At 34.5% G+C, this 23406-nt stretch carries 18 protein-coding genes; all 18 read right to left on the bottom strand.

Annotated features, from left to right (window positions below):
* The coding region (locus KKG99_07230; protein MBU1012780.1) for a hypothetical protein at positions 1–620 on the bottom strand (620 nt) is incomplete at its 3' end.
* A 373-nt stretch (positions 621–993) separates the two neighbouring features.
* Positions 994–1881 (bottom strand): alpha/beta hydrolase, encoded by an 888-nt coding sequence (locus KKG99_07225; protein MBU1012779.1) that lies wholly within the window; start codon positions 1879–1881, stop codon positions 994–996.
* A gap of 108 nt (positions 1882–1989) precedes the next feature.
* Positions 1990–2862 carry a formylglycine-generating enzyme family protein gene (locus tag KKG99_07220; GenBank protein ID MBU1012778.1) on the bottom strand — a complete coding sequence of 291 codons (873 nt, stop codon included), beginning with the start codon at positions 2860–2862 and terminating at the stop codon, positions 1990–1992.
* 86 nt (positions 2863–2948) lie between these two features.
* Positions 2949–5393: a carbohydrate binding family 9 domain-containing protein gene (locus tag KKG99_07215; protein MBU1012777.1), complete on the bottom strand. Its 2445-nt coding sequence runs from the start codon at positions 5391–5393 to the stop codon at positions 2949–2951.
* 253 nt (positions 5394–5646) lie between these two features.
* On the bottom strand, positions 5647–6654 hold the full coding sequence (locus tag KKG99_07210) for a hypothetical protein (GenBank protein ID MBU1012776.1): 1008 nt from the start codon (positions 6652–6654) through the stop codon (positions 5647–5649).
* 26 nt (positions 6655–6680) lie between these two features.
* Positions 6681–8174, bottom strand: a complete 1494-nt coding sequence (locus KKG99_07205; GenBank protein MBU1012775.1) for an ankyrin repeat domain-containing protein — start codon at positions 8172–8174, stop codon at positions 6681–6683.
* Positions 8175–8210: 36 nt separating this feature from the next.
* Positions 8211–9224, bottom strand: a complete 1014-nt coding sequence (locus KKG99_07200) for a hypothetical protein (GenBank protein ID MBU1012774.1) — start codon at positions 9222–9224, stop codon at positions 8211–8213.
* Positions 9221–10096: a carboxylesterase family protein gene (locus KKG99_07195; protein MBU1012773.1), complete on the bottom strand. Its 876-nt coding sequence runs from the start codon at positions 10094–10096 to the stop codon at positions 9221–9223. Before KKG99_07195 ends, KKG99_07200 begins: the two co-directional genes overlap by 4 nt.
* Before the next feature lie 340 nt (positions 10097–10436).
* Positions 10437–11303, bottom strand: coding sequence for a formylglycine-generating enzyme family protein (locus KKG99_07190; protein ID MBU1012772.1), 867 nt, complete (start codon positions 11301–11303; stop codon positions 10437–10439).
* A gap of 300 nt (positions 11304–11603) precedes the next feature.
* On the bottom strand, positions 11604–12455 hold the full coding sequence (locus tag KKG99_07185; protein ID MBU1012771.1) for an MBL fold metallo-hydrolase: 852 nt from the start codon (positions 12453–12455) through the stop codon (positions 11604–11606).
* A gap of 20 nt (positions 12456–12475) precedes the next feature.
* Positions 12476–14002, bottom strand: coding sequence for a linear amide C-N hydrolase (locus KKG99_07180; GenBank protein ID MBU1012770.1), 1527 nt, complete (start codon positions 14000–14002; stop codon positions 12476–12478).
* A 285-nt stretch (positions 14003–14287) separates the two neighbouring features.
* Positions 14288–15562 (bottom strand): hypothetical protein, encoded by a 1275-nt coding sequence (locus KKG99_07175; protein MBU1012769.1) that lies wholly within the window; start codon positions 15560–15562, stop codon positions 14288–14290.
* Positions 15563–15595: 33 nt separating this feature from the next.
* Positions 15596–16858 (bottom strand): tetratricopeptide repeat protein, encoded by a 1263-nt coding sequence (locus KKG99_07170; protein MBU1012768.1) that lies wholly within the window; start codon positions 16856–16858, stop codon positions 15596–15598.
* A gap of 399 nt (positions 16859–17257) precedes the next feature.
* The gene (locus KKG99_07165) at positions 17258–19669 is read right to left on the bottom strand and encodes an ABC transporter permease (GenBank protein MBU1012767.1); all 2412 of its coding nucleotides are present in this window, start codon (positions 19667–19669) and stop codon (positions 17258–17260) included.
* Positions 19670–20054: 385 nt separating this feature from the next.
* Positions 20055–20543 carry a hypothetical protein gene (locus KKG99_07160; protein MBU1012766.1) on the bottom strand — a complete coding sequence of 163 codons (489 nt, stop codon included), beginning with the start codon at positions 20541–20543 and terminating at the stop codon, positions 20055–20057.
* A gap of 30 nt (positions 20544–20573) precedes the next feature.
* The gene (locus KKG99_07155; protein MBU1012765.1) at positions 20574–20924 is read right to left on the bottom strand and encodes a hypothetical protein; all 351 of its coding nucleotides are present in this window, start codon (positions 20922–20924) and stop codon (positions 20574–20576) included.
* A 15-nt stretch (positions 20925–20939) separates the two neighbouring features.
* Entirely contained in the window at positions 20940–21815 is an 876-nt protein-coding gene (locus KKG99_07150; GenBank protein ID MBU1012764.1) for a CPBP family intramembrane metalloprotease, read from the bottom strand.
* A 23-nt stretch (positions 21816–21838) separates the two neighbouring features.
* A partial coding sequence (locus tag KKG99_07145) for a hypothetical protein (GenBank protein ID MBU1012763.1) occupies positions 21839–23406 on the bottom strand: 1568 nt, incomplete at its 5' end.

Here is a 23406-nt window from a genome sequence, read left to right as displayed (position 1 = left end):
TTCGATTCGTCAATTAATTTCTTTGCTTTTTCAATACGGTATTTATTGATCAATTCGTTGAAATTCATTTGGAATGATTCATTTATTATTTGAGATAGATAATTTTTTGGAACCCGAATACATTTCGACAATTTATCAAGCGTAAGCAAAGGATCAATATATGCTTCTGCCGCAAATGCTTCTTCTAACTTCATTAAGTACTCCTTTTTAATATTCCCGTTTAAAGGCGAGTTTTCATATTTCTGTTTATCTTCAAACAATTTTGATTTTGATAATCCAATCAATATAATCACATTTATTATCAGAAAAGAAGTTATAAAGAATATATCTGTCAGGAAAAGACAAAATTCAATCAAGCCTAATATATTATGTGAAAGGAATATGGCCAATTGTAAAAAAATCAATATGGAGAATGCCCTTATCAGCATTACAACCCAACGCATTTCATCACCAAGCATAGATGGCCTTGTCCTGAAAATATCAATTTTTTTAAGACTAAGCTTTTTATAAATAACAACCAAGTATGCAATATTTTGAATAAATAGAACCGACAGCAATGCGATACCAAAACTTGTAAACACAAACACTTTTTCAGCATTATATTTCAGGTTATAGGCCATGATAATAAAAATAATCAGAAAAGGTATCAGGTGAAAGAAATCTTTCCTTTTAAACCGAGGTATCTTTTCAACATAGGAAAGAAAATAAAAATATAAAATGGGTGCCGAAAGGAATACAAAAAGATTAGTCAGGTAGGCTAAATTATAAAAGAATTTTTTATGTATAAAAAGGAATAAATGACCTGATAAAAAGATCACAAAACAAAAGAATAGTGCGATCAAAATAGAGCGGCTAAAAGAACGGCCTTTCATTCTTACTAAATGTATTAGCAATATAACTGTCTGTATGACTGCTACCAGAACGAGGATTCTTAAAATTACAGCTAAAATCATATGATTATATAAGTTAAATATTTGAAAACAACCTTGTGCTTTATAAATTCAGTTTTAAAAAATTAAGAACAGTTTCATTAAAAATTTCCGGTTGTTCCAACGGAATCAAATGACCTGATTTTGGAATAATGAATCTCTTTGAATTTGCAATGCCAGCTTCAATAGCACCTGCATGAACATGAACACCCGGTATATCGAATTCGCCAGTAAGAATTAATGTAGGGATTTTGATTTCTGACAGGTTTTTAACAGCGGGTCTTTCCGGGGGTAATGTGTATTTCAACCGAGCTAAAACACCCGGTTCATTGTCTTCAATATATTTTACTATTTTTTCCTTTGCTTCTGAATTTTCGTAATATATTTCATAAGGATCATCTTTGGCAAAATACATGAGCCATTTGTGCAAATCATTATATGGCGAAAGAGAAGGATCAAGATGACCTCCTCGTGTAAACATATGATCAGTAAAGCCCAAACCACTCACCACACTGCCAACCAAAACAATAGCATTTACTTTTTCGGGATATTTTAATGTAAAATCGATGGTGAGCCCACCACCTGCTGACATACCAAATATGATAGCTTTGTCGATTTTTAGTTGCTCAAACAGTTTGTTTAAATCATCTACGTTTGAAAAGTTGTCCTGTGGAATAGATGATTTCCCATATCCACGACGATCATAACGGATTACATGGTAATTATTTGCCAGCATTTGAAACTGATTGTCCCAAATATGATGGTGAATTAATCCATCATGAACAAGGACAATGTTTTCACCGGAGCCGGCTGCTTCGTAAAATAAAATTCCGCCATCAACATTAATGTATCCGGTATCTACCGAAAAACAAGAATTGATCTCAACTTTTTGTGCAGGTAAATTAATTATCGACAAAGCGATTAAACAAAGGAGCAATACTATCTTTTTCATTGTGATTTTTTGTAAAGTTATGATTTTGGGGTTTTAATTCTTCAATGATTTTTTATATGTACTGCTTTATAATTAGCACAAAATTTATTAATAATTTCGTAGTATAACTTACTCGACTATAACTAGTCGAAACCCATTAATGCAGTTTCTTTCATTTATTCCTCGATGGTGGCGTTGAGCCGTCCTGCAATACTGTGCATTATGACTCCAACATCCTCCGCGCAACACGCGCCCTCTTCCTGAATCGGGTCCTATTGGATCTTTCATCGGACTATTTTTGTAATAATCATAATCATACCTATCGGAACACATTTCCCATACATTACCGGTCATATCATACAACCCAAATTTATTTGGTTTTTTTTGTCCAACCTGATGGGTACTCCCACCTGAATTCCCTGAAAACCAACCCACATCATTAATATTATTGCTTCCGGCATATAAAAAATCCTGCCCGCCTTTTGCGGCATATTCCCATTCGGCCTCAGTAGGTAAGCGCCAGTTTTGCCCTGTTTCTTTGCTCAACCAATTAGCATATGCTACTGCATCACTATAACTTACATGAATGACGGGATGGTTATATTCAGTTATCGGCCGCAACTCGCCTGTCGCGCCGTATCTCCAGTTTAGGTTATTATCATTGATCCTGCTTTTGCTGTTAGTTTTTATGAGACTTCCATAATTCCCAATTCGTTTTTCAGCATCAGTTACATACCCAGTAGCATCTATAAACCGTTTAAATTCATTTACCGTGGTTTCATATTTCATCATGGCAAAATCCCCTACGGTTATCATATGAGGTGTTTCATTTTTTCTGGCTAAACTGTCGTCACTACCCATGATAAATGTGCCTCCTTCGATATAGCTCAGTTGAATATCCATGAAAATAGAGTCAAGCCTTTGATCCTGATTAATTAGATTTTGCCCATAACAGTAATGAATTGAATAAAATATAATCAACAAAAGAGCTGTGTTTTTCATAATTTTAATTATTGATATTAGCTTTCCTTCTATTATTTAATCAAAATTACTTGTACCAACAATCGATAATTTACAGACCAAATTTCTTACTTTATCATTGATTTAATGGCCTGATAATCGATGTAATACAGCAGTTTAACAGAAAATATATTGGCATGGGGCAAATTAAAAGTATTGCTCAAATTGCCCCATATATTATCATCTGTATCCATTTGCTGATTATAAGATGTATTTTTCCAGTTTATGCGTAATTCACTGCCCGGGGCAAAATTCCAGATATAAGTCATATCTACATTAAAAGTGCTATAATTAACATCATGATTAGCATTTAAGGATGAAAGTGTCAGATAACCATCATCCATTAATTCGTAATAAGAGTCATAAATTGCCTGCGACCAATAATGCCTTAGCCTGAAGTTAAAGGAAGCTTTGTTATTGAAAAGGTAGTTGACACTTAATGTGTTTTCGAATGTTTTCCGGGTTCGTTTCCCGAAATAGATCTGTTCAGCGTTTGCACTTTTCTCAACAAAACCTAACTCATTTTTGTTCGAGTCGAAAGACAAAAGATAAGCTACATTAAACTGATTATTAATGCGATAGGTTGATCCAATATTTAAGCTCATGTTCTCAATTTTATAATCAGATTGGTATGAATTTGTTATATCAGCATCAAACGATAAAACCAATGGTTTTCTGTTATCTGTGGTAAGCGTGATACAGTTATGATAATATCTGGGGGTACGAAAAAACCTTCCTGTTACCCGTGGTTCATAATAATCCCGTCCTTCTAACGGACCCAATGCAGCATGCATCCTAAAGTGGTAATTGTTCTTTAACCTTGTTTCGATTATATAGGCAAATCTAAATTCCGTAAAACTTGAAGGTTCCATAAGTCGATTGTAATTAACCCAAATACTGTGGTGCATATCCAGAAATTTGCCAAATGGTTCATAAATGTGATAACCTGTAGAGAATGTATTATTGAACTCATTATTTCTGGAAAGATATCCAAGATCATTTTGATTGTATTTATTACTAATTGCACTAAGCCTGTACAAATACTGGAAGTTTCCCCTGAATTTTCCTGCTTCTATGTTAAATTTATAGCCGGTTTCTTTTTCTGATCCGTTGAGAACTTTGCTTAATGCACCTACTCCCTTAATTCTATAGCGATTGTCTTTATCTGCGAACTTGAATTCGGTTGCGGTTACATTCGCCATAATATCTTTTCCGGAAACGTTTGAATTAATTATACTTAGATAGGAATTCTTAAACAGGTTTTGATCCAGCGCAATTAGGTTGTAATTGGTAAAGGGCTGTGTGCTTATTTCTCTCGAATCACCGGTTATGGTATCATTCACGCTTGCAAATGTATTGCCTGTCATGGCATTAAGGATACCAATGCCAAGGCCTTTATTGGTCCTTCCAGAAAATTTCAGTGCATTGATCAGTTTTGTTTCGTTAGGGTTTTCTGTAACTATTTCGTTTGTATTTAGATTATCATAGGCCTTGTTTTTGCCTTTCGGTTGTGAGCCAATCCGCCGTGAATAAAAAATGTCCCCTTTATTGAATAATTCTGTTCCTTCGGTAAAAAACTGCCTTCTTTCATTGTACCTTATTTCGTAAGGCGTAAGGTTTAATACCTGATCGTCTGACTGCACCTGCCCAAAATCAGGGATTAGAATGGCATCTAAAGTGAAACTTTCAGAAATTCCATATTTTAAATCCATTCCGGCATTGAAATTCGATGACCACTCTTTACTTATATTTCTTTCAACGTAGGTTGAAATGTAAGGTGATAAAGATAAGCGCACAGGGGTTTCTTTAATCTCGATATCCTGAATAAGGCCATTGACCCTGTAAAAGCCTTGGATATCATTTGAAACATAATTCCAGCTTGACCATTCATTAAAACTGACCCTTTTGCGCCAAATATTGATCCCCCAATCCTGTACGTTGTTCTTTGGGAAACGCAAGGCCGAATACGGTATTTTAATTTCGGCCGTCCACTCTGAATCCTCAATATTTACTTGTGATTCCCAAACAGGGTTCCAACTAAAATCTGTTCCGTTTTCTGTAAATTTTACGTCAACCTGAACACCCGCTGCCGTGACAATAAAATATAAAACATTGATCCCATCGTTGTAAGGACTTAACATGATGCCAACCCTATCAACAAAAGCCTCGTCGTTATCCCGTTGTGTAATTTCGGTCATTACACTGTCTTTTCCGTTTTCTTCACAAATAATTCCAAAATAAATTCCTGTTTCGTCGTATCCAACCCTTGCTTTTGTGGGTTTTGATGGGTCAGCTCCATTATAGGGAGAGTATTGTATAAATCCGCTTAACAGAGGCAAGTTATTCCATTCCGGCTCATCCAAAACCCCATCAATTTTTATAGGTTGGTTAATCTTTGTGGCTTGAAATGTTTTGATTTTTTCTTGTTCCTGATTAAATGCGGAAGTCGTTATCAATATTGATAAAATTAAAATTTGTATCCTTAAATAAGGGATTAATTTACTGTAACTCATTTTTTTTTAATTAAGTTTTAGGTTAAAATTTTAAATCATACCGCTTCAGAACATTTAGCGACATTGATTTTTGTGTTCAAACCTTTACAGATATTCATGATCCGATTATAGTTGAACATTATTCAATGGGTGCTATAGCAATTGCGATTGCTTATTCTGGTTTAACGGATTGCTATTTCGATAGACATTTTATTGTAAAGGAATAATATTGGTAATTGGGAATCCCGGGAATATTTATGGGATTGATCGATTTTTATTTTACATTTTCAGGGTTTAACCCTTCAATGATTTTTGTTGAAACCCAGTAAATATCATAATTGCCAAAATGAGGTTTGGTACGGGTGTTTAAGATATCGCCGTAAGTAGGGGAATCGTTGTAAAAGTCCTGATTTCCCAATACGGCTGAAAAGAAGATATATTTCCCATCAGATGAAATTCGTGCCGAACCTTCATTCAATTTTGTATTGATTGTCGAACCCAGATTCTTAAGAGGTGTCCAGATCTCATTTTCATCCTTAAATGAAACATATAAATCAGTTGCACCATAACTATCTTCCTTACCATATACATTAACTAAATAGTAAGTCCCATCTGGCGATATTACGCCATCAAAACTGCCTTCTTTTACATTTACAGATTCAGGCAGGCGTTCCGGCTCAGAAAAAGTGCCATCCCGAAAATTTGATTTATAAATCCCATCAAGCTTCGGGTTTCCACTCATCAAGGTATAATAGAACTCACCATTCGCTGACATAGAAGGCCCGGAAACATCTCCTCTACCATTTACAGGCATTGGCAGAGGTTCAGGATCGCTCCAATGATCGCCAACTCTTTTGCATTTCCAGATATTGTATTTATCCTTTAGTTCAGGGCTATTTGTAGGCAAATCAGATTGAAAATAAAGTTCGCCCCCATCATAACTAATAAAAGGATACATATGACTGTATTTATCTTCGGACAATTTCATTATTTCAGGAAATGACCAAACTCCACCTGTTAAGTAGCTCCTTACCAGTGAACAGTGCAATTTCGGGCTATGCGGTTTGGAATAAAGGATTCCAAAAATGATTTCATTGCCATCAGGGGTAAATGTACAAAGCGTTTCTTCCAGCCCTGTTGAAATAGTTCCCGGGGCAAATAATACAGGATCTATCCCGGGTTGTTTCTCTCCTAAATACGGACCAGACTTTACTTCCTGTTGTTGATTAGTACAAGATGCTACCACTAGCAGCAAACAAATAATTAATGCTTGTTTTTTCATTTTAATCTCTCCTGATTATTTTTATATTATTTATCATCTTTCAATGCTTCTTTGCGCAAGTCTTCAATAAGAGAGGCACTAACCCAATAAGGGGAAATATTTTGAACAAAAAAGAAATATTTTCCATCCGGACTAATTGTAGCATCTGATGAGCCTTGCCCCTGATGGATTTTATCACCCATATATACGGGCTTCGACCAGGTGCCATCTGGTTTGTGGAAGCAAATGGATATTTTTCCGCCATCAGGTCCAAACAGAAAGTAAATAATGTTTTCCATATCAAGGCAATCGTCCTTTTTGTCAGATTCTATATAATCATCTAAGGCTTCAGGATTAGTATATTTCCCATTTATCAGTTTTGATTTATAAATATATGTACCTCTACCTCCAGAACCGCCAGAAGTAAAATAGAGTGTTCCGTCATTTGCGATTTTTGGAGAATGGTCATGGTATTTATCCCTATTGGGTGGAGATCCCAGATGCTTAGCAAGGCTCCAGGTGCCATCAGGCTGTTTCTCCGAATACCATAAATCACCATCAGAAGTTGCTTTTTCACCTCGTAAGCGGGTAGAAGCAAAATATAGTTTTTTACCATCGGGAGAGAATGAAGGCCCCCAGGAATTAAAATCTGAAAATGGTGCTAATACAGGAACGGTCCAAATACCATTATCTTCCTTCATATACCAAATACTGCTAAACCCGACACCTGGCATAAAATATCCATAAAAGAACAGTTCTTTCCCATCGGGTGAAAACTGAGGAGCTCCATATGAACGGTAAATATCGCGGAAAAGTTCAGGAGCAAACATTACAGGCTCTTCTCCGGGAGCTTGCTGTCCTAGGTATTTCCCCTTGTATTCTGGAAAGTTTCTTGGAAAATCACTAGCTCCATTTTTTCGAAGGATATCTTCTATTTCCCTGTTTCTTGTTGCAAATGCAAAATGTATTGGTGTGCCATTATCATTACACCTTATATTAAGTTTAGCTCCCTTATCTATTAATAGTTTAACAACATCTACACTTCCAGTTATCACAGCTATATGAAGAGGTGTAAGCCCCCCATTTTTAACGGAATTAATATCAATACCATTATTTATTAAATACTCGGCAATTTCAACCCTGTTTTGTGCTGCGGCAAAATGCAGGTAATTCTCACCAAGTTTTGTTCTGTATTGAATGTTCGCTCCTTTTGCGAGCAGAAGTTTTACCAAATCGAGGTTGTTATTTCTTATGGCAAAAGATATAGGAGTACTTCCATAATAATCAGCCAAAAAAACCTCTTCGATATTAGCTCCTTTTGAAATAAGGAATTCTGCAATCTCCGGTTTGTTGCTATTTGTTGCGAATAGTAGCGGTGTAAAATGGTTATCCCCTGGTGTATTCACCAGATTTGGATCTTTTTCAATTAGTTCGTGAACTTTAGTAATATCATTATTACGGATAGCATCGAATATTTGCTGTGCATTTGCTTTAATTGAAACAATTGCAGTTAAGCAAAAGAAAATTATTGTTTTTTTCATTTTATTCCCTTTCTTATTACTACTTTTCAAAAAGTTTTATTTTTTACGGAGGTCTTCAATAAAAGAGGCATCAACCCAGTAAATATGCCGATTACCATTTGCTGGCAAATCAACTAATTGCTTTATGTCTGTAATAGTCAGTGGGCTGTTTGTTTTATCCGCACTAATCCTATCACTAACAAAAAAAAGATATTTTCTGTCATAAGACAGAAAGGCCCTTCTTTCATCATATTTGGAATTAATATTATCACCTAGATTTATTGGTTTCATCCAATTACCTTGCATATCACGGAAGCTGATATACAAATCACTTAAGCCAAAAGTAACGTTGCGTTCAGAATCGAAAATCATAAAGCTTTCATCAGGAGCTATATAAGGATGATTTGCCCCTTGATCGTTTATTGCTTCCGGCAATATTTCAGGAGAAACGTATTTACCGTCCTCATATCTGCTCCTGTAAATAAATCCATGAACCCCATCCGGGAATTGGGCGAAATAAAGATTACCGTTGGCGGCAACCGATGGGTATATAGCCCCTCTGCCTTGATATCCTTCACCAAAATCAATTGCTTTTGGTTCGCTCCAACCATCATCCTGCCTAATAATATACCATAAGCGAGATGATGGAGTATTTAATAAAACATTGCGTTGACCAGTAGAATTAAAAAATATCTTATTCCCATCGGGGCTGAAGAAGGGGTACTCAATCTTATAACCGCAAGCATATAAAAATTCCGAGGGCAGGGTCCAATAAGTATTTTGATTGGATGAATACATGGTATAACCATATCCAAACAATCCTTTAATATCATTAAAATACTTACCGGATGGAATGCTTAACTCATAAATTAATTCGGCTCCATCCGGCGAAAATACAATTCTACCCTCCTGAAAACCAGCAGAAAGTAAGTCGTACGCAAATAGTTCGGCCATTGATCCGGGAGTTTTCTGTCCGAGATATTCACCTGAAAGCAAGGGGAACTCGGATTGCTGTGCATTTATTATGTTTATAGTCAGCAAAAAGCAAATGATAATAACTGGGGTTTTCATTTTAATTGATGATATTTACTAATGAAATCAATTATTTCTTTGGCCAGTGGATCATCCTTTTTAGGTATTTTTCGTATTAAACTCCAATGCGTTCTCTCCAAAATCTCTTTTGAGTAAATGTTATTATTTCCTTCTTTATTGAGCAGATTTATAAGTGATTTGTTTTCTTCGATCCGGGCATAAGTATCACCATCGGCCCATATGATTAACATAGGGGGGGTGTTTTTATTTGCCAGAAAACAAGGTGAGGCATCATCAATTACAGGTGTTTTTTCGGATTTTTCAATTCCCCTCTCTTCTCTAACGGTGTAATGGGTGAAAGTCTGCCCTGCAACAGGAATTACACCTGCAATATTAATACTTTCAACATCATATTTTTTAAGAAATTCAGGATTCAACGCAAGCATATACACCTGATATCCTCCGGCAGAATGCCCAGCAATAAAAACAGAATTTGGATTACCACCATATCCTGAAATATTTTTAAATACCCATGCCACTGCGGCAGCGGCATCATTAATATAGGCCGGGTATTTAGCTTTGGGTGACAACCTGTAATTAACAACGGCAACTGCAATTCCTTCATTTGCAAACTTCATCCCGACCGAACGGGTCATCTTATCATCCTTGCTTCCACGCTTTAAACTTCCGCCGTGAAACCATACCATTACCGGAAAATTTTTTTTCTCATTTGGAAGATATAAATCAAGTTTACATCTTTCTTCCTCATATTCATCCTGAAAATAATCGGATTTATAGCTTATGTTCTCAACGAAAGTATATTGTTTTTCGAGATTTGAATCATCCTGTTGCGATGTACAACCTGCAATTAGATGAACACTTAACCATATTAATAAAACTAGCTTTTTCATCTGTTTATTTTTTAAATTGTTATTAACGTGAGTTCGATATAAGAAAACATTAAAATACAGACTTCTTATGTCATAAGCGTGTTAATAAATTAAGATATAAGACGTTAGACTTTAGATGTTAGAAATTAGACACAATTTGCAGGCCATTGGCAGGGATTCAAGACCTAAGATTCAGAATTAGACAAAAGTCAATTGCTATTTTGACCAACAGCTAAATGCCAATAGCTAACACCTTATTAGCTCAAAAGGTTAAATTTCAGATATACTGAACCAGTTTCATGAGATATGCTTAGATCGAACTGAGGTTATTAGATAAGAATTAAACTTATTTTAATTTACACTATAATTCCATAACCAGACGAAATCCATTATAATAGTTTCGAGCATCAGGCCTTCTATTATGTCGATGAGATACCCTGCAATATATAGCATCATGCCCCCAGCTAACGCTACGTAGCACTTTACCTGAACCAGTCAAGGGTCCTTTGGGATCATCGATCGGGCTATTTGCATAGTAATCGATTCCGAACCAATCGCTGCAAAATTCCCACACATTTCCTGTCATGTCATATAATCCCAATGAATTGGGTTTCTTTAATCCAACAGGATGTGTATTACTATCAGAATTTCCTTTGTACCATCCTACTGAATCAATGTTATCGCTTCCGGCAAAATCATGATTTTGTCCACCCCTGGCAGCAAATTCCCATTCAGCTTCGGTTGGCAAACGCCATGTTTTTCCTGTTTTTTTACTTAGCCATTCAGCATAAGCTACTGCATCGTACCAACTAATATGAATAACAGGATGGTTATATTCAGTTTGAGGTCTTAAACTTCCTGAAACCCCATATTTCCAATTAATCCCATCTGCTTTTTTCCCACCTCTAGCTGTATAAATATGACTTCCGTACCCATCCGTTTGCTTATCTGCATCAGTTTTGTAAGAGGTAGCATCTATGAATTGTTTGAATTCATTAACCTTTACTTCATATTTCATCATCGCAAAACTCTTAACACGCACATTATGTGGTTTTTCGTTTTCTCTCGCTACATCAGCTTCGGAACCCATAATAAAATAATCCCCCTTTACATAAACTAAATCAATATTTGAGATTTCTTTGATTGGCCTTAGATTATCTTCATCCATAATAGATTGGGAGTAGATTGAAGAATTAACAAATAAAAGAATAATAATAATTTTTTTCATTTCTATATTAATTTAAATTCGATTTCTTTTATACCAGATTTTGAAAACATAAAGCAACTCCTAATTTTCTTGTTATATCATTTTGTAATATGTTTTAGGTATTTTCATCAAATCCGGAGTGTCTTAAGCATTAAAATTTTTTATGCTGGGAATAATCATTTTCAATTTCTTAAAACTCAACTTGCGTCAGCATAAAACTTTTATAGATTTTTAAAATATTAGGTATAACAGGAATGAGTAGTTGACATTATTCCTGCAGATATCTTTTTATAATTATAGAGGTTATAAAAAATAGATAAGCTAATTATCTTTCTTATATATTTTACTTTCCATCTTTTCCTTGAAAACAAATATTTCAGGTATGGCCTCAACCATTTTTGAAAAGTATTCTGTTTGTGATGGGGCAATGTGCATTAAAATTAGGTTTTCAGGTTTTATTAATTCGTTGATTATTTGCATACCTTCGGCTCTTAAAAATTGCTTGTCCATCATTGCAATATCAATATTATCGTTGCCCGAAAAATATCCTTTATATTCCTGAATGTTTTTTGATGAACCATCACCCGAATGAAAAAGAGTGAATCCACCTATTTTCAGAATGTATGCATTATTCTGGATATGGCTGTGCAGATCATAGCTTTTCCCTGTAACAGTATCAATTTCCATATAAGATCCGTGGTGTACCGGAACAGGAACTATTTTAACCCCATTAATATTTATTACGGAGTCCATATCAGCTCCTGTTGATATGATCCGTTCTGAAAAAATAGGATAGGATTTATTAACCTTTAGAACTTCGTTTACCTGTTCGGGGCATATCAGCACTGTACCTGTATGTTTTACCATAAAAGAGGTAACCATTGCTTCGTTAAAATGATCTGTATGATTATGTGTAACAAGGAGTATTTCAATATCATTAAAAGGTACTGTCCCATTCATCATGTAATCTGATATAGAATCCCCAGGTTGTTCACACCAGTCACCATTTAGATTGCCGAAAAGCCCATCAATTATTAATTTATGACTTGTAGTCTCTACCAAGAATCCTTCGTTGGCAATGTATGTTATTCTGGCTAATGAATCTGTTTCCTGCGAAACAATATTATTAAATGGGAGAATAAATAACCCAAAAAAGTAAATTAATCTGTACATTTTTATAAATATTTTTGGGGTTAAATTGTTTTGTCATATCTAAAATTCCTGCCATCCATATAAATCCCTTCAATAGCAATAACCTGATCTCTATTTTGAATTATTCCAATTCGGTAATAATCGATCTCCTTGACCCTAAAAGTGGTATCGTTTATTGGAGTCAACTCTCTTTTTGCCCCGGAACCCAGTTGGTAAAATAAAATCCCGTTTTCAAAAATAAGTTTTCTTTCTCCATAAATTCCTTCATACTGTTTTAAAACACTCTCATCAATTTTCGTAGGGTGACTTGAAGCATTTACTAATTCAATGTACCATTTAGCACTGGTATTATCAGGATTCTTTTTAAGGTGCCGTTCCAGGTTCTCCTTTGCCAACTGCATTTCACCTGCATCGAAATATGCCATGCTCAGCCCGTTCGATGCAATATCAGAATCAGGGTGTTCTGAAACAATGAATTTGCATAATTCTATCGCATCATTAAATCTTTTATCATTTTTTAATTTGTCAGCAACGGATAATAATAGTTCTTCACTTACGGTATAATGATTGAAAATAGCTGATGATTTCCACACGTTATACAATGCTATGGATCCATTTTCACCGTTAACTCCTTCATTTTTTATCCTATCGTAAAGCAACGAAACCACTTTCTGCCCTTTCCATACATTTTCTGCATAAGTTTCGTAAGGGAAGAGGGAGATTAGCGGATAGATATTTTCCCCTTTTTTGAGCTCATCGTAGATGTTCAATTTAACAGCAACCTCAAAATGATGGAAATTATAAATATAGATATCCCCCTTTTTCAGATCGCAGATATAAGAATATAAAGTGGTTGAAATGTGATTTTCCAATTCTTCCCAATGAACTGCACTTAATACTTCTTTGATCGTTCCAATATTGGTATGATCTTTTGAATTATTAAAAACTTTTTCTGCAAGATTATATCTAAAATCAGGATATTCCCCTCTCTTGAAATTTGACTGAACAAAATTTGTCGCAATTTGATAATTTTCGTTTTCTTTTAGAATTTGTAATTTATTTTGCCCCCATTCAACCACAATTGAAGCCCCCGACTTATCAGCAATAAGAAATTTACCTGTTTGGAAATGTGGTACATTATATTTTTCGAAGAAGCTTATGACCTCATCAACCGTACCAAAGTGTTGTAGGACATATGATTCCAGATTTCCCTTAAACCCTTCAATATCTCGTGTCCATGGTTTGCTTTCGTCCGGTTGCCATCCTGTATTGGTAATCCCCAACCCATCGATAAACAATCCCTGATCATTCATGCCCCCACAATACCCTTGATTTGTTTCACTAAATGAAAACCCGAAAATGATACATCCATATTTGTCACTTGATGGTGGAAAAGTAAAAACCGATGTAAACGGGTATATATAATCTTCATTATTTCCGGTAAATACATCATTGCCATCAGACCATGATACTACAGCGCAATTTTGAGTTATACTTTGTGTATGGGCATTTGTGGAGATTAGTATAATACTAACCATAGCCACTAATTTTAATTTTTTTATTCTCATATTCATCTTTTATTTATAATATTATGCCAGATCTTTAATTTTATGTTAATCACTATATTCAGAATATTTCACTTTTACTCAAGTTCAATTTGTGATTGAATTACTCGTTTTCTGTCAGGCTTATTTATAAATACTTCACGAATACTAAATAATTACACAAAATTCTACTAGTCACACTATGCATCTGCCAGATGATTGATTGACCTACATAAAACCAATTTTAGAAGTAGCAATGGGGCTAAATTTTCACAAACGAAACCTAGCTATCCCATTCGCAATAATGTGTTATTTTTTCATTAAATCTTCCAGCATTTTTTTTGCATTCTCGTTATTGGGGTTCAATTCGAGAGATTTCTTATAATTTTTGATGGCCAAATCATTTTGTCCAAACTTCATGTAAGCTTCGGCAAGGCTATCGAAGGTATTTGCCGATTGCGGATACAAATTAGTATTCTTTATAAACACTTTTATCGCAGATGCAATTTGATTATCTGCAAGAAGTGAATATCCTAAACCGTTTATGAATCGCTCGTCATTGTTCTCTTCAATTAGTTTATCATTAATAATTTCAATTGTTTTATCGAGTGCATCTTTACTTTCTGTTTTGATATCCGGTTCAACTCCAACACCTTCCCAATCAGTTTTAGTAATCGGGTTAACACATAGCATCTCAGGTATTCTGACCAAATAATAATCATTCACGATTTTTGAGTAACGGAGAATGTGGGCACCTGCATAAACTGTTTTTTCACCAACAACTGTTGCCCTGCCAAGTTTTTGCAGTGTGTACGCTAAACTTTCGCCCGCAGAAATTGTATTTCTGCCAATTAATATATAAAGTGGTGTTTTGGCCATTCGTTTACCTGGCAAATAAGGTAAGGTTCTATATTGAATTACTTCATTCTCACTAGGAATTTGTGTCTCAAATATTAAAACATCATCGATTGAATTATAAAAATAACTTGCAAGAAACGGTATCATCTCAATATTTCCTCCAGCATTATCTCTCAGGTCAATAATTATATAATCTGCATTTGAAAGGAAATTCATTGCATTGGTAGCCGTTTCTCCAGACCAATCCACTCTTTCCATATAGGTTAACTTTAGATAACCTATATTACCAGGTAAAATTTCGAGATGGTTAAATCCAAAATTAGTTTTACTGAAATCCTTTTTCTGTTTTAGTAAATCGTTTTCTTTTTCAGTTTCCGATACTGCTTTATCATTTCTTATATTTTCTACTCCTGTCGGGTCATAATAAATTCTCAGATGTATGTCTTTTGCAGCTTCAAATAAATCTCTTGTAAGTGTAGAACCAAATTGATCAAAATTATCAATTTGGTCGTATTTGCCGTTGTGTAAATTAGTTTTTAATAGGTCTGCCATCTTTTTCCCATTCTCTGGATAAACGTAAAAATCGGCAAGCATTTTGGAAAGGTTTTCAATTGTTTCAGACCGTAACGAAGAGTTCAATTTGTTGCTTGATTGAGCGAACGCCAAGTTTGACAACATTCCTATTTGCATAAAAAGCATCATCATAACACCATTTTTTATTTTCATTTCAACCGCCTTTTGATATGTTTTCCAATATTCTTACTCTACTCCCAACTTTTTCAATTGCTCCACCGCATTGGTGTTTTGTGGGTTTAACTCCAACGATTTTTCGTAGTTTTTAATTGCCTGTTCTTTGTTGCCTGCAATCATGTAGGCTTCGGCAAGGCTATCAAAAGTATTTGCAGATTGCGGATACAAAATTGTATTCTTTATAAATACATTGATCGCAGATGGGAATTGATCGTCTTCAAGAAGTGAATATCCTAAACCGTTTATGAATCGCTCGTCGTTGTTCTCCTCAATTAGTTTATCAAAAATAATTTCAATTGTTTTATCGAGTGCATCTTTACTTTCTGTTTTGATGTCGGGTTCGACTCCAATACCTTCATAACTGGTTTTTGTAACCGGACTGATATTCTTCAATATTGGCATATCAACCACATAATAATCATTTAATATTCTTGGACCTTCCGTTCCATGAGCTCCAAAATTTGATTTTTCCCCAACAACTACTGCCCTCCCAAGTTTTTGTAAACTATAGGTAAAAATTTCTCCGGCGGAAAAGGTTTCTGAACTAATCAGTATATAAAGTGGAACTTTATCCATTCGCTTACCCGGTAAATAAGGCAACGAACGATATTTAACGATCTCATTGTCTTTTCTATAATGTTTTTCAAATAAAATAATATTATCGGTTTCTTTATAAAAATAGCTCGCTAAAAACTGTATCGTTGATGGCCACCCTCCTGTAATATTTCTCAAATCAAATATTACGAAATCTGAATTTGAAAGAAAATTCATTGCCGAAATAGCAGTCTCACCTGCTAAATCTAATCGTTCCATTCTATTCAATCGCAAATAACCAATATTGCCCGGAAGTATTTTAACATTCTGAAACCAATAATTGACCGGCCTGCCATCTTCTAGTAAATCTTTTATCCAATCCTCTCCTTTCTCGGCATGCGCTTTTTTAATCATTGCTACTCTTGAAGGACTATAATACGTTCGAAGATGACGGTCGTGAGCAATTTGGAATAAATCATCGGTAAGCACCCTGCCTAATTGATTAAAATCATCGATCGAATCATATTTCCCCTTTTGCAAATTAACAATTAGTTGATTTGACATTTTTGTTGCAATATCCGGATTGACATAAAGATCATTGACCATTATGCTTAGTTGTTTAATTGTTTCAGACCGTATTGACCAATTTAATTCGTTGCTTAATTGAGCGAACGCCAAGTTTGGCAGCATTACTATCTGCAAAAAAAGCACCAACATAAGACCATTTTTTGTTTTCATTTTATCCTCCTGTTTTTGATGTATTTTTTCATTATTTTCAATTGAAATTATCAGGATTTATTCAATCAGATAACTAAGCAAATAGACTACATTAAAACCTAACATGTTACGATATGTTTCGGAAATTCGGCAAAGTAAATTATATGACTACAAAATGCATCTGGAACAGATGAAATACGGAATATTATTTTCGTTAGTTTTATCTCATGAAAGAAGCCCATCCATCCCATTCAGGTTCATGAGTTAATCGAACCTGATTAGTTCCATCAGCATTCATGATGTATACTTCAAAATTACCATCACGTTCGCATTGGAAATCAATTTTTTTCCCAGAACGCGACTAAAGAACACACTTGCTTTCAAATTTTGCTTTATATGAAATATCCGATAATGTTTATCTTACTCATATTTTAGCGAATTGATAGGGTTTACTCGAGCTGCTTTAAAAGCTTGATTACTCACTGTGATCACAGCAATTAATAGCATTAATAATAAAGTATAGATAAAAGTCTGTAAATTGATCCCTTTGCTGTAGGCGAAACTTTGAAGCCATTTATTCATCACAATATAGGCTATTGGTCCTGCAAGTAAATTTGAAAACAAAACCAGAATAACTGTTTCCCTAAAAAGTAAATATATAATATTCATAATACTGCTACCATAAACTTTTCGTATCCCAATTTCCTTTGTACGCTCTTGTGCTGAAAAGGAAATAAGCCCGAATAAGCCCAGAAATGCAATCAAGATAGAAAGAGTAGCAAAAACAATCATTAGTTGTTCTGTTTTTTGTTCATTGTTGTATTGCATTGAAAGATCGTCATCAAGAAAAGAATATTCAAAAGGTTGACCTTTCGATGATTCATTCCATTTGCGTTCAATTAAACTTAATGTTTCCTGGATTTTTTCAGGACGGATTTTTACAGAAATATAATTAAACCGACCCTGTGATTCTGATAAAAAACGAATTACCATTGGCTCAATTTCATGATGTAAGGAGGAATATTTTATATCTTTCACTACCCCAACAATAGTTACAAATTCACCATCCTTCGCATTACCAAAACCTTTATAAAACCTAGCACCGATTGGATTTGTCAATCTGAGCTTTTTAACAGCAGTTTCATTAATGACAACAGAATTCAGTTCTTTTGAAAATCCTCTTGAAAAATATCTTCCCTCCACAATTTTTAGCCCCATCAGATCGGCAAAATCAAAATCTGCATAAATAGTATATAATGAGTTGTAATCTGATTCCATTGATCCTTCAAGTCGATGACTGTTATTGTCAAAGTGCCTGCCTGGCAATGTCTCAGTATTTGAAATGTTTATAATTTCAGGATGCTGCAATAAATCCTGTCGAAAATTCTCATACTGGTTTCCCAGTGCGAATCCTCTGTGAATAACTACAATATTATCTTTATCAAATCCTAAATCAGAATTATACATAAATCGTAGTTGCTGGTAAATAATAAAGGTGCATAAAATGATTAATGCAGAAATTGTAAATTGTAAGACCACCAGTCCACGTCTCAAGGCTAATCCACCTCCTTTGACTTTTTTGAATGATCCTTTCAATGCTTTAATTGGATTCAATGAGGATAAAAAGAATGCAGGGTAACTACCTGATATTATTCCGGAAACAATTACAAAAGATAATAGACCAGGAATGATATATAGATTACCGAAATAGTTAAGATCAAGTTGTTTGTCAGCAAAATTGTTGAATACCGGAAGAGCTAATTCTATTAATAATATTGTGAATATTAGCGATACAAAACTTAATAAAACAGATTCATTCAGAAACTGATTTATTAATTGAGACCTACTTGATCCTATTGCTTTACGTAACCCAATTTCTTTTGACCGATTAGCAAATGTTGCCGTTGTTAGATTCATGAAGTTAACACACGCAATTAGTAAAATAAATAAAGCTAAAAATGAAAATATATAAACGTATGTCTTGTTGCCTTTTTTACTTAAACCATCTGTTATCTCTGAATTGAGATGGATATCAAGTAATGGTTGTAAAAAGTAACCGTAATAACCATCCCCATTATTATTTAATTCATTATATAATCTTGGATCCAAATGTTTCTTAATAAATTCAGGAAATTTATCTTCAAGCTGCGATGGTGGAAAATTTTCCTGCAAAACAATGTAAGTAAAATAGGTTGATCCTCCCCAGCTTGTTTCACGGCTTGTTTTACTTGAAGAAAGAGAAATAATCAAATCAAACTGGAAATGGGAATTTTTCGGACAGTTCTCAACAACACCAGTGACTTTGTATTGATCTTTCGATATTCCCATTAATAGAACCTTCCCTATTGGGTTTAAATTGCCGAAATATTTTTCTGCAATATCTTTTGTTATTACTACTGTATATGGCTGATTAAGTGCAGTTTGATGACCTCCTAAAATAACAGGAATCGTGAATACATTAAAAATGCTAGAGTCAGCATAAATAATCCCTTTTTCTAAGAATTGTTTATTCTCAAAATTTATCAACATATTCCGGTTCCAAAGCGATAACCTTGTAACATGTTGAATCTCTGGAAAATCATCTAATAATGCTTGAGCCAGAGGAGGAACGGTATATGCGCCTTTCTTTTCAATAGATCCAAACTGTGAACCTACTCTATATATTAATTTGGCCTTCACATTATATTTATCAAAGCTCAATTCGTCTGTAATATAAATATAAATCAAAATAAAACATGCCATACCCACAGACAAACCAATAATATTAATAAATGAATAGCCTTTGTGCTTTAATAAGCTTCTAAAAGCAATTTTGAGATAATTTTTTAACATTTTAACTCTCCTTTTAAATTGATTTGTCTGATAAACTCATTATTAAATCGATATTGTTTCTACGCTAATTATATCTAATAATCAAATATCACTTTGATTGGGAATACCTGAAGAATGAAGATAGGTTACTCTATATATTAATATATTCTACGAGCTACACAATGCATCTTCCAAATGAGATGTTAACAAATTATAAGCATGATAGGCGGCAAGCATCGGAGTATCTTTGGGAAAAGCCTTTTTATTCGCCTCAAGAGGCGGAGTATTAGACTCATTTATCTCGACACGTTACACTATGCTATCTGAATTCGTTCAGCTTAGAATTTTTATTGTGCTAATACTTATAAAAATATAGTTTCAAAAAAAAGAAAGTAAAACAAGAGGACTAATTTTTTACAAAGGAAGGCCAACCATCCCATTTAGGATCTTTCGTTAATCGAACTTGATTAGTTCCATCAGCATTCATGATGTAAACTTCAAAATTACCATCACGTTCGCTCTGGAATATGATCTGCTTTCCATCAGGCGACCATGCCGGGTTTTCATCCCTCCCAGGTGCATTTGTAATAACAATATCTCCTGTTCCATCAGCATTCATTATATGAATATTACCTTCCGGACAACCATTGACTCTTTCAATTAAACCATAAGCCACTTTTTTTCCATCGGACGTCCACATTGGAAAGATTTCATGTTCTGGGGTATTTGTTATTCTGGTTTGAGTAGTACCATCAAAATTCATGGTATAAATTTCATAATTACCATCACGATTCGACATATAAAGTATTTTTTTACCTTCAAGAGATATATTAGGCCTTTCATCTCTTGAAGCATTCGATGTTACTTTATGTTGATCCGAACCATCAGCATTCATGATCCATATTTCGGTTTTTTCCCCGAAATCTTATATGAAGATAATTTGTTTCCCATCGGGACTGAAGGAAGGATGCTCTTTCGATTCTGCTGAGTTGGTAAGCTGTTTAACATCTGAACCATCAATATTCATCGTATATATTTCCTGATTACCATTACGGTCACTTAGAAAAACAATTTGTTTTCCATCGGGCGAAATTGCAGGACAATTATCTTTTGCCGAGTTATGAGTAAGATTAACCGGTTTTAACGAACCTTTTTTAAGCATATAAATATCCTGAGTATTGTTTCTGCCCGAATAGAATACAACAGAATAATCCTGTGCATTTGACTGGATACAAAGAATAATAAATAACGAAATAATAATCAAATATGTTCTCATAATAATAGAATCTATTTATTTTAATGCCATTGCTAATACCTGACCAAAAACATTGGGTACACCATGAGCAATTCCTGAGGAAATGATACTTTTACTTTTTTCACGGATTATTCCGTAAAAGAAACCTCCTAAAGTAGCCTGTAAACCCATCCATGGATTTAGGTGATATTGCCCCAAAAAAGGATTAAAAACCCCAAACTGGGCAATATGTGAAAGTCCGAACAATAAAGAAACGATGATCAGTCCCGGGCCAAAGGAAAGCCCGAAGAATTTCCAGGGATGGCCATATTCTTCGTTAATTCGGGATTGAAAATAACCCCTGAACTTTATCTCTTCACCAAAACCTACCATAAACAGAAAATAGAAATCCCAGGCAATGATACCAGTCACGTCACCTCCTCTGATAATTGCAACAATTATGGGGCATGCTACCATAACCGACAAAATAGCCATTTGATAAAAAACCCTGATTCTTATTTTCTTCTTGCCCACTTTTTTTTGCTTTTTATTTCTACTAAAAAACACAAATAATAAAATCATTAAGGAGGCAATGGATGATAGAATCAGCGACCCTGTTCTTCCACTTGTACTGATACCCTGACTCTTTAGGTATCCAAAACCAAGACCCAATAAAAGCATGAGCATTGCTCCGATAAAACCATAATGGATCAATTGTTTTTTATTTATAAAAGAAAAACCGTAGTCTGACCACTTCCTCTTCGATAAAGCAATTATTGCCAAAGGGATTACAATACCTTGAATACCAAAAAGAAAAGTTCTCCAACCAGAGTTAGCCCCCGATTTTACAAGCACATAGTCTAACCACATTGAAAATAATTTCAATAAAAGGAAAACAATGATAACTTCGATAATGCACGTTGTTTTTTTCATAATCAATATTTAAAAAAAGTCAATTACTGTCCTACTCTTTTATATACCTGAGTCTTACCATCCCATTTGATAATCCTTATTTTCTCTACTTTATTTTTTGTACCGACAAATATGATGCGGTAACTGGAGTTTTCGATCAAAAAATAGTTTTCTGAAATGGGTGTTAATACTCTCTTTTTGCCGCTACCAACCTGGTATTTCAATTGAGCATCTTCCAAAAGTATTTTTCGTCCTTCAAATTCACCAACATAATTTTTTAATATCGATTCATCAACAGTAACAGGATTAAGCGTTGCACCGATTTTTTCATATTCCCATTTTGCCTCGATATGATAAGGTTCTATAGTCAATAACTGATTAAAACATTTTAATGCTTCTTCGGGTTGTCCCATATTTTCATTCAACATTCCCAAGATGAACCAACCCCAGATTGATTCAGGATAAACTTCTGTATTTAGTTTTGATATCTCAACCGCTTCTTCATATTTTTCGGATGGAATTAAATCGTTAAATGCATAAAGTGCGAGATCATATGAAGTATAAGGAAACCATTTTTTTGCAAGACCATTTATATTCTTCCTTTTATCAAACTCCGATCTGAAATTTTTAGCACCATGATTGAAAAGTATATCTTTCAAAGATTTAACTTCATTGTTTTTAATTGCTTTAAGCACAGGATCGGAAAATGAAAAATAATCTTTTGAAGTGTGCGGAATAAAATAGTCGGGAGGATAATAGCCTCTGCGATCGGTAGGGTGCCCATCTTGTGAATACAGCCTGGAAATGTTCACTAATAAGTTACTATGAGGCAAAAAGAACATGACAGGATCGGATGAGAAGTTTAGTGGTCCGTCGGCAATTTCACCAACGGTTATTGCATTTGTGGCTTTCAGCATTTGCCCAATAAAAACACTAGCTGCACTAAAAGTATTGCTTCCAGTTATTATTAATAATTTACCTTTATCAAAAGCATCATTTCTTTGTTTAAACTCGTTTACCATTGCAGGGACAAGTCCAGCGTCTCCACCTTCGTTGAACCGAAGATCAATCACAAATTTATCGATCTCTGCTATTTTTTCATCATACAAATTCAAAACCCTTTTTGTAAAACCTAAAAGGGATTCCTTATCGCCATTGAATACCTGGTTTAATTGAACATAAATCATGCGGTCTTCAGGTATGAACTTAAACCAAAATGGATCGTTTGGTGATTTAACAAACGTTGAAAGGTAAATCGGCAAAGAATCATTCTCATTAAAAAAAACTTCGGTCTCATTTTTTGTAGGTACTTTCTTTTTATCGTAGGCCCAAGTAAAAGACAAGGACCATTCAGATGATTCAAGGTTGATTTTCTTTGTTTTCCCATCCCTGAGAAGGACTTCAAGTGTGAGAATGGTATTTGAACTTAAAATGTCCAATTTATTAAGTACAACAGCATTGGAAATAAAATTGGTAATCCGCCTAGCAATGCCGAAATCGCTGTCAATTGCGAGGATACCAGAAACAATCCCAATGACATATTCAGAATCATAGTTGCCTATTTTCAATACTTTGGCACCAACCAATTCAGCATTGTTTTTTTCAATCCCTG

The organism is Bacteroidota bacterium (genome assembly GCA_018816945.1).
Lineage (GTDB): Bacteria > Bacteroidota > Bacteroidia > Bacteroidales.
The sequence above is the reverse complement of the archived record's forward strand: the minus strand, read 5'-3'. Positions and strand labels throughout refer to the sequence as shown.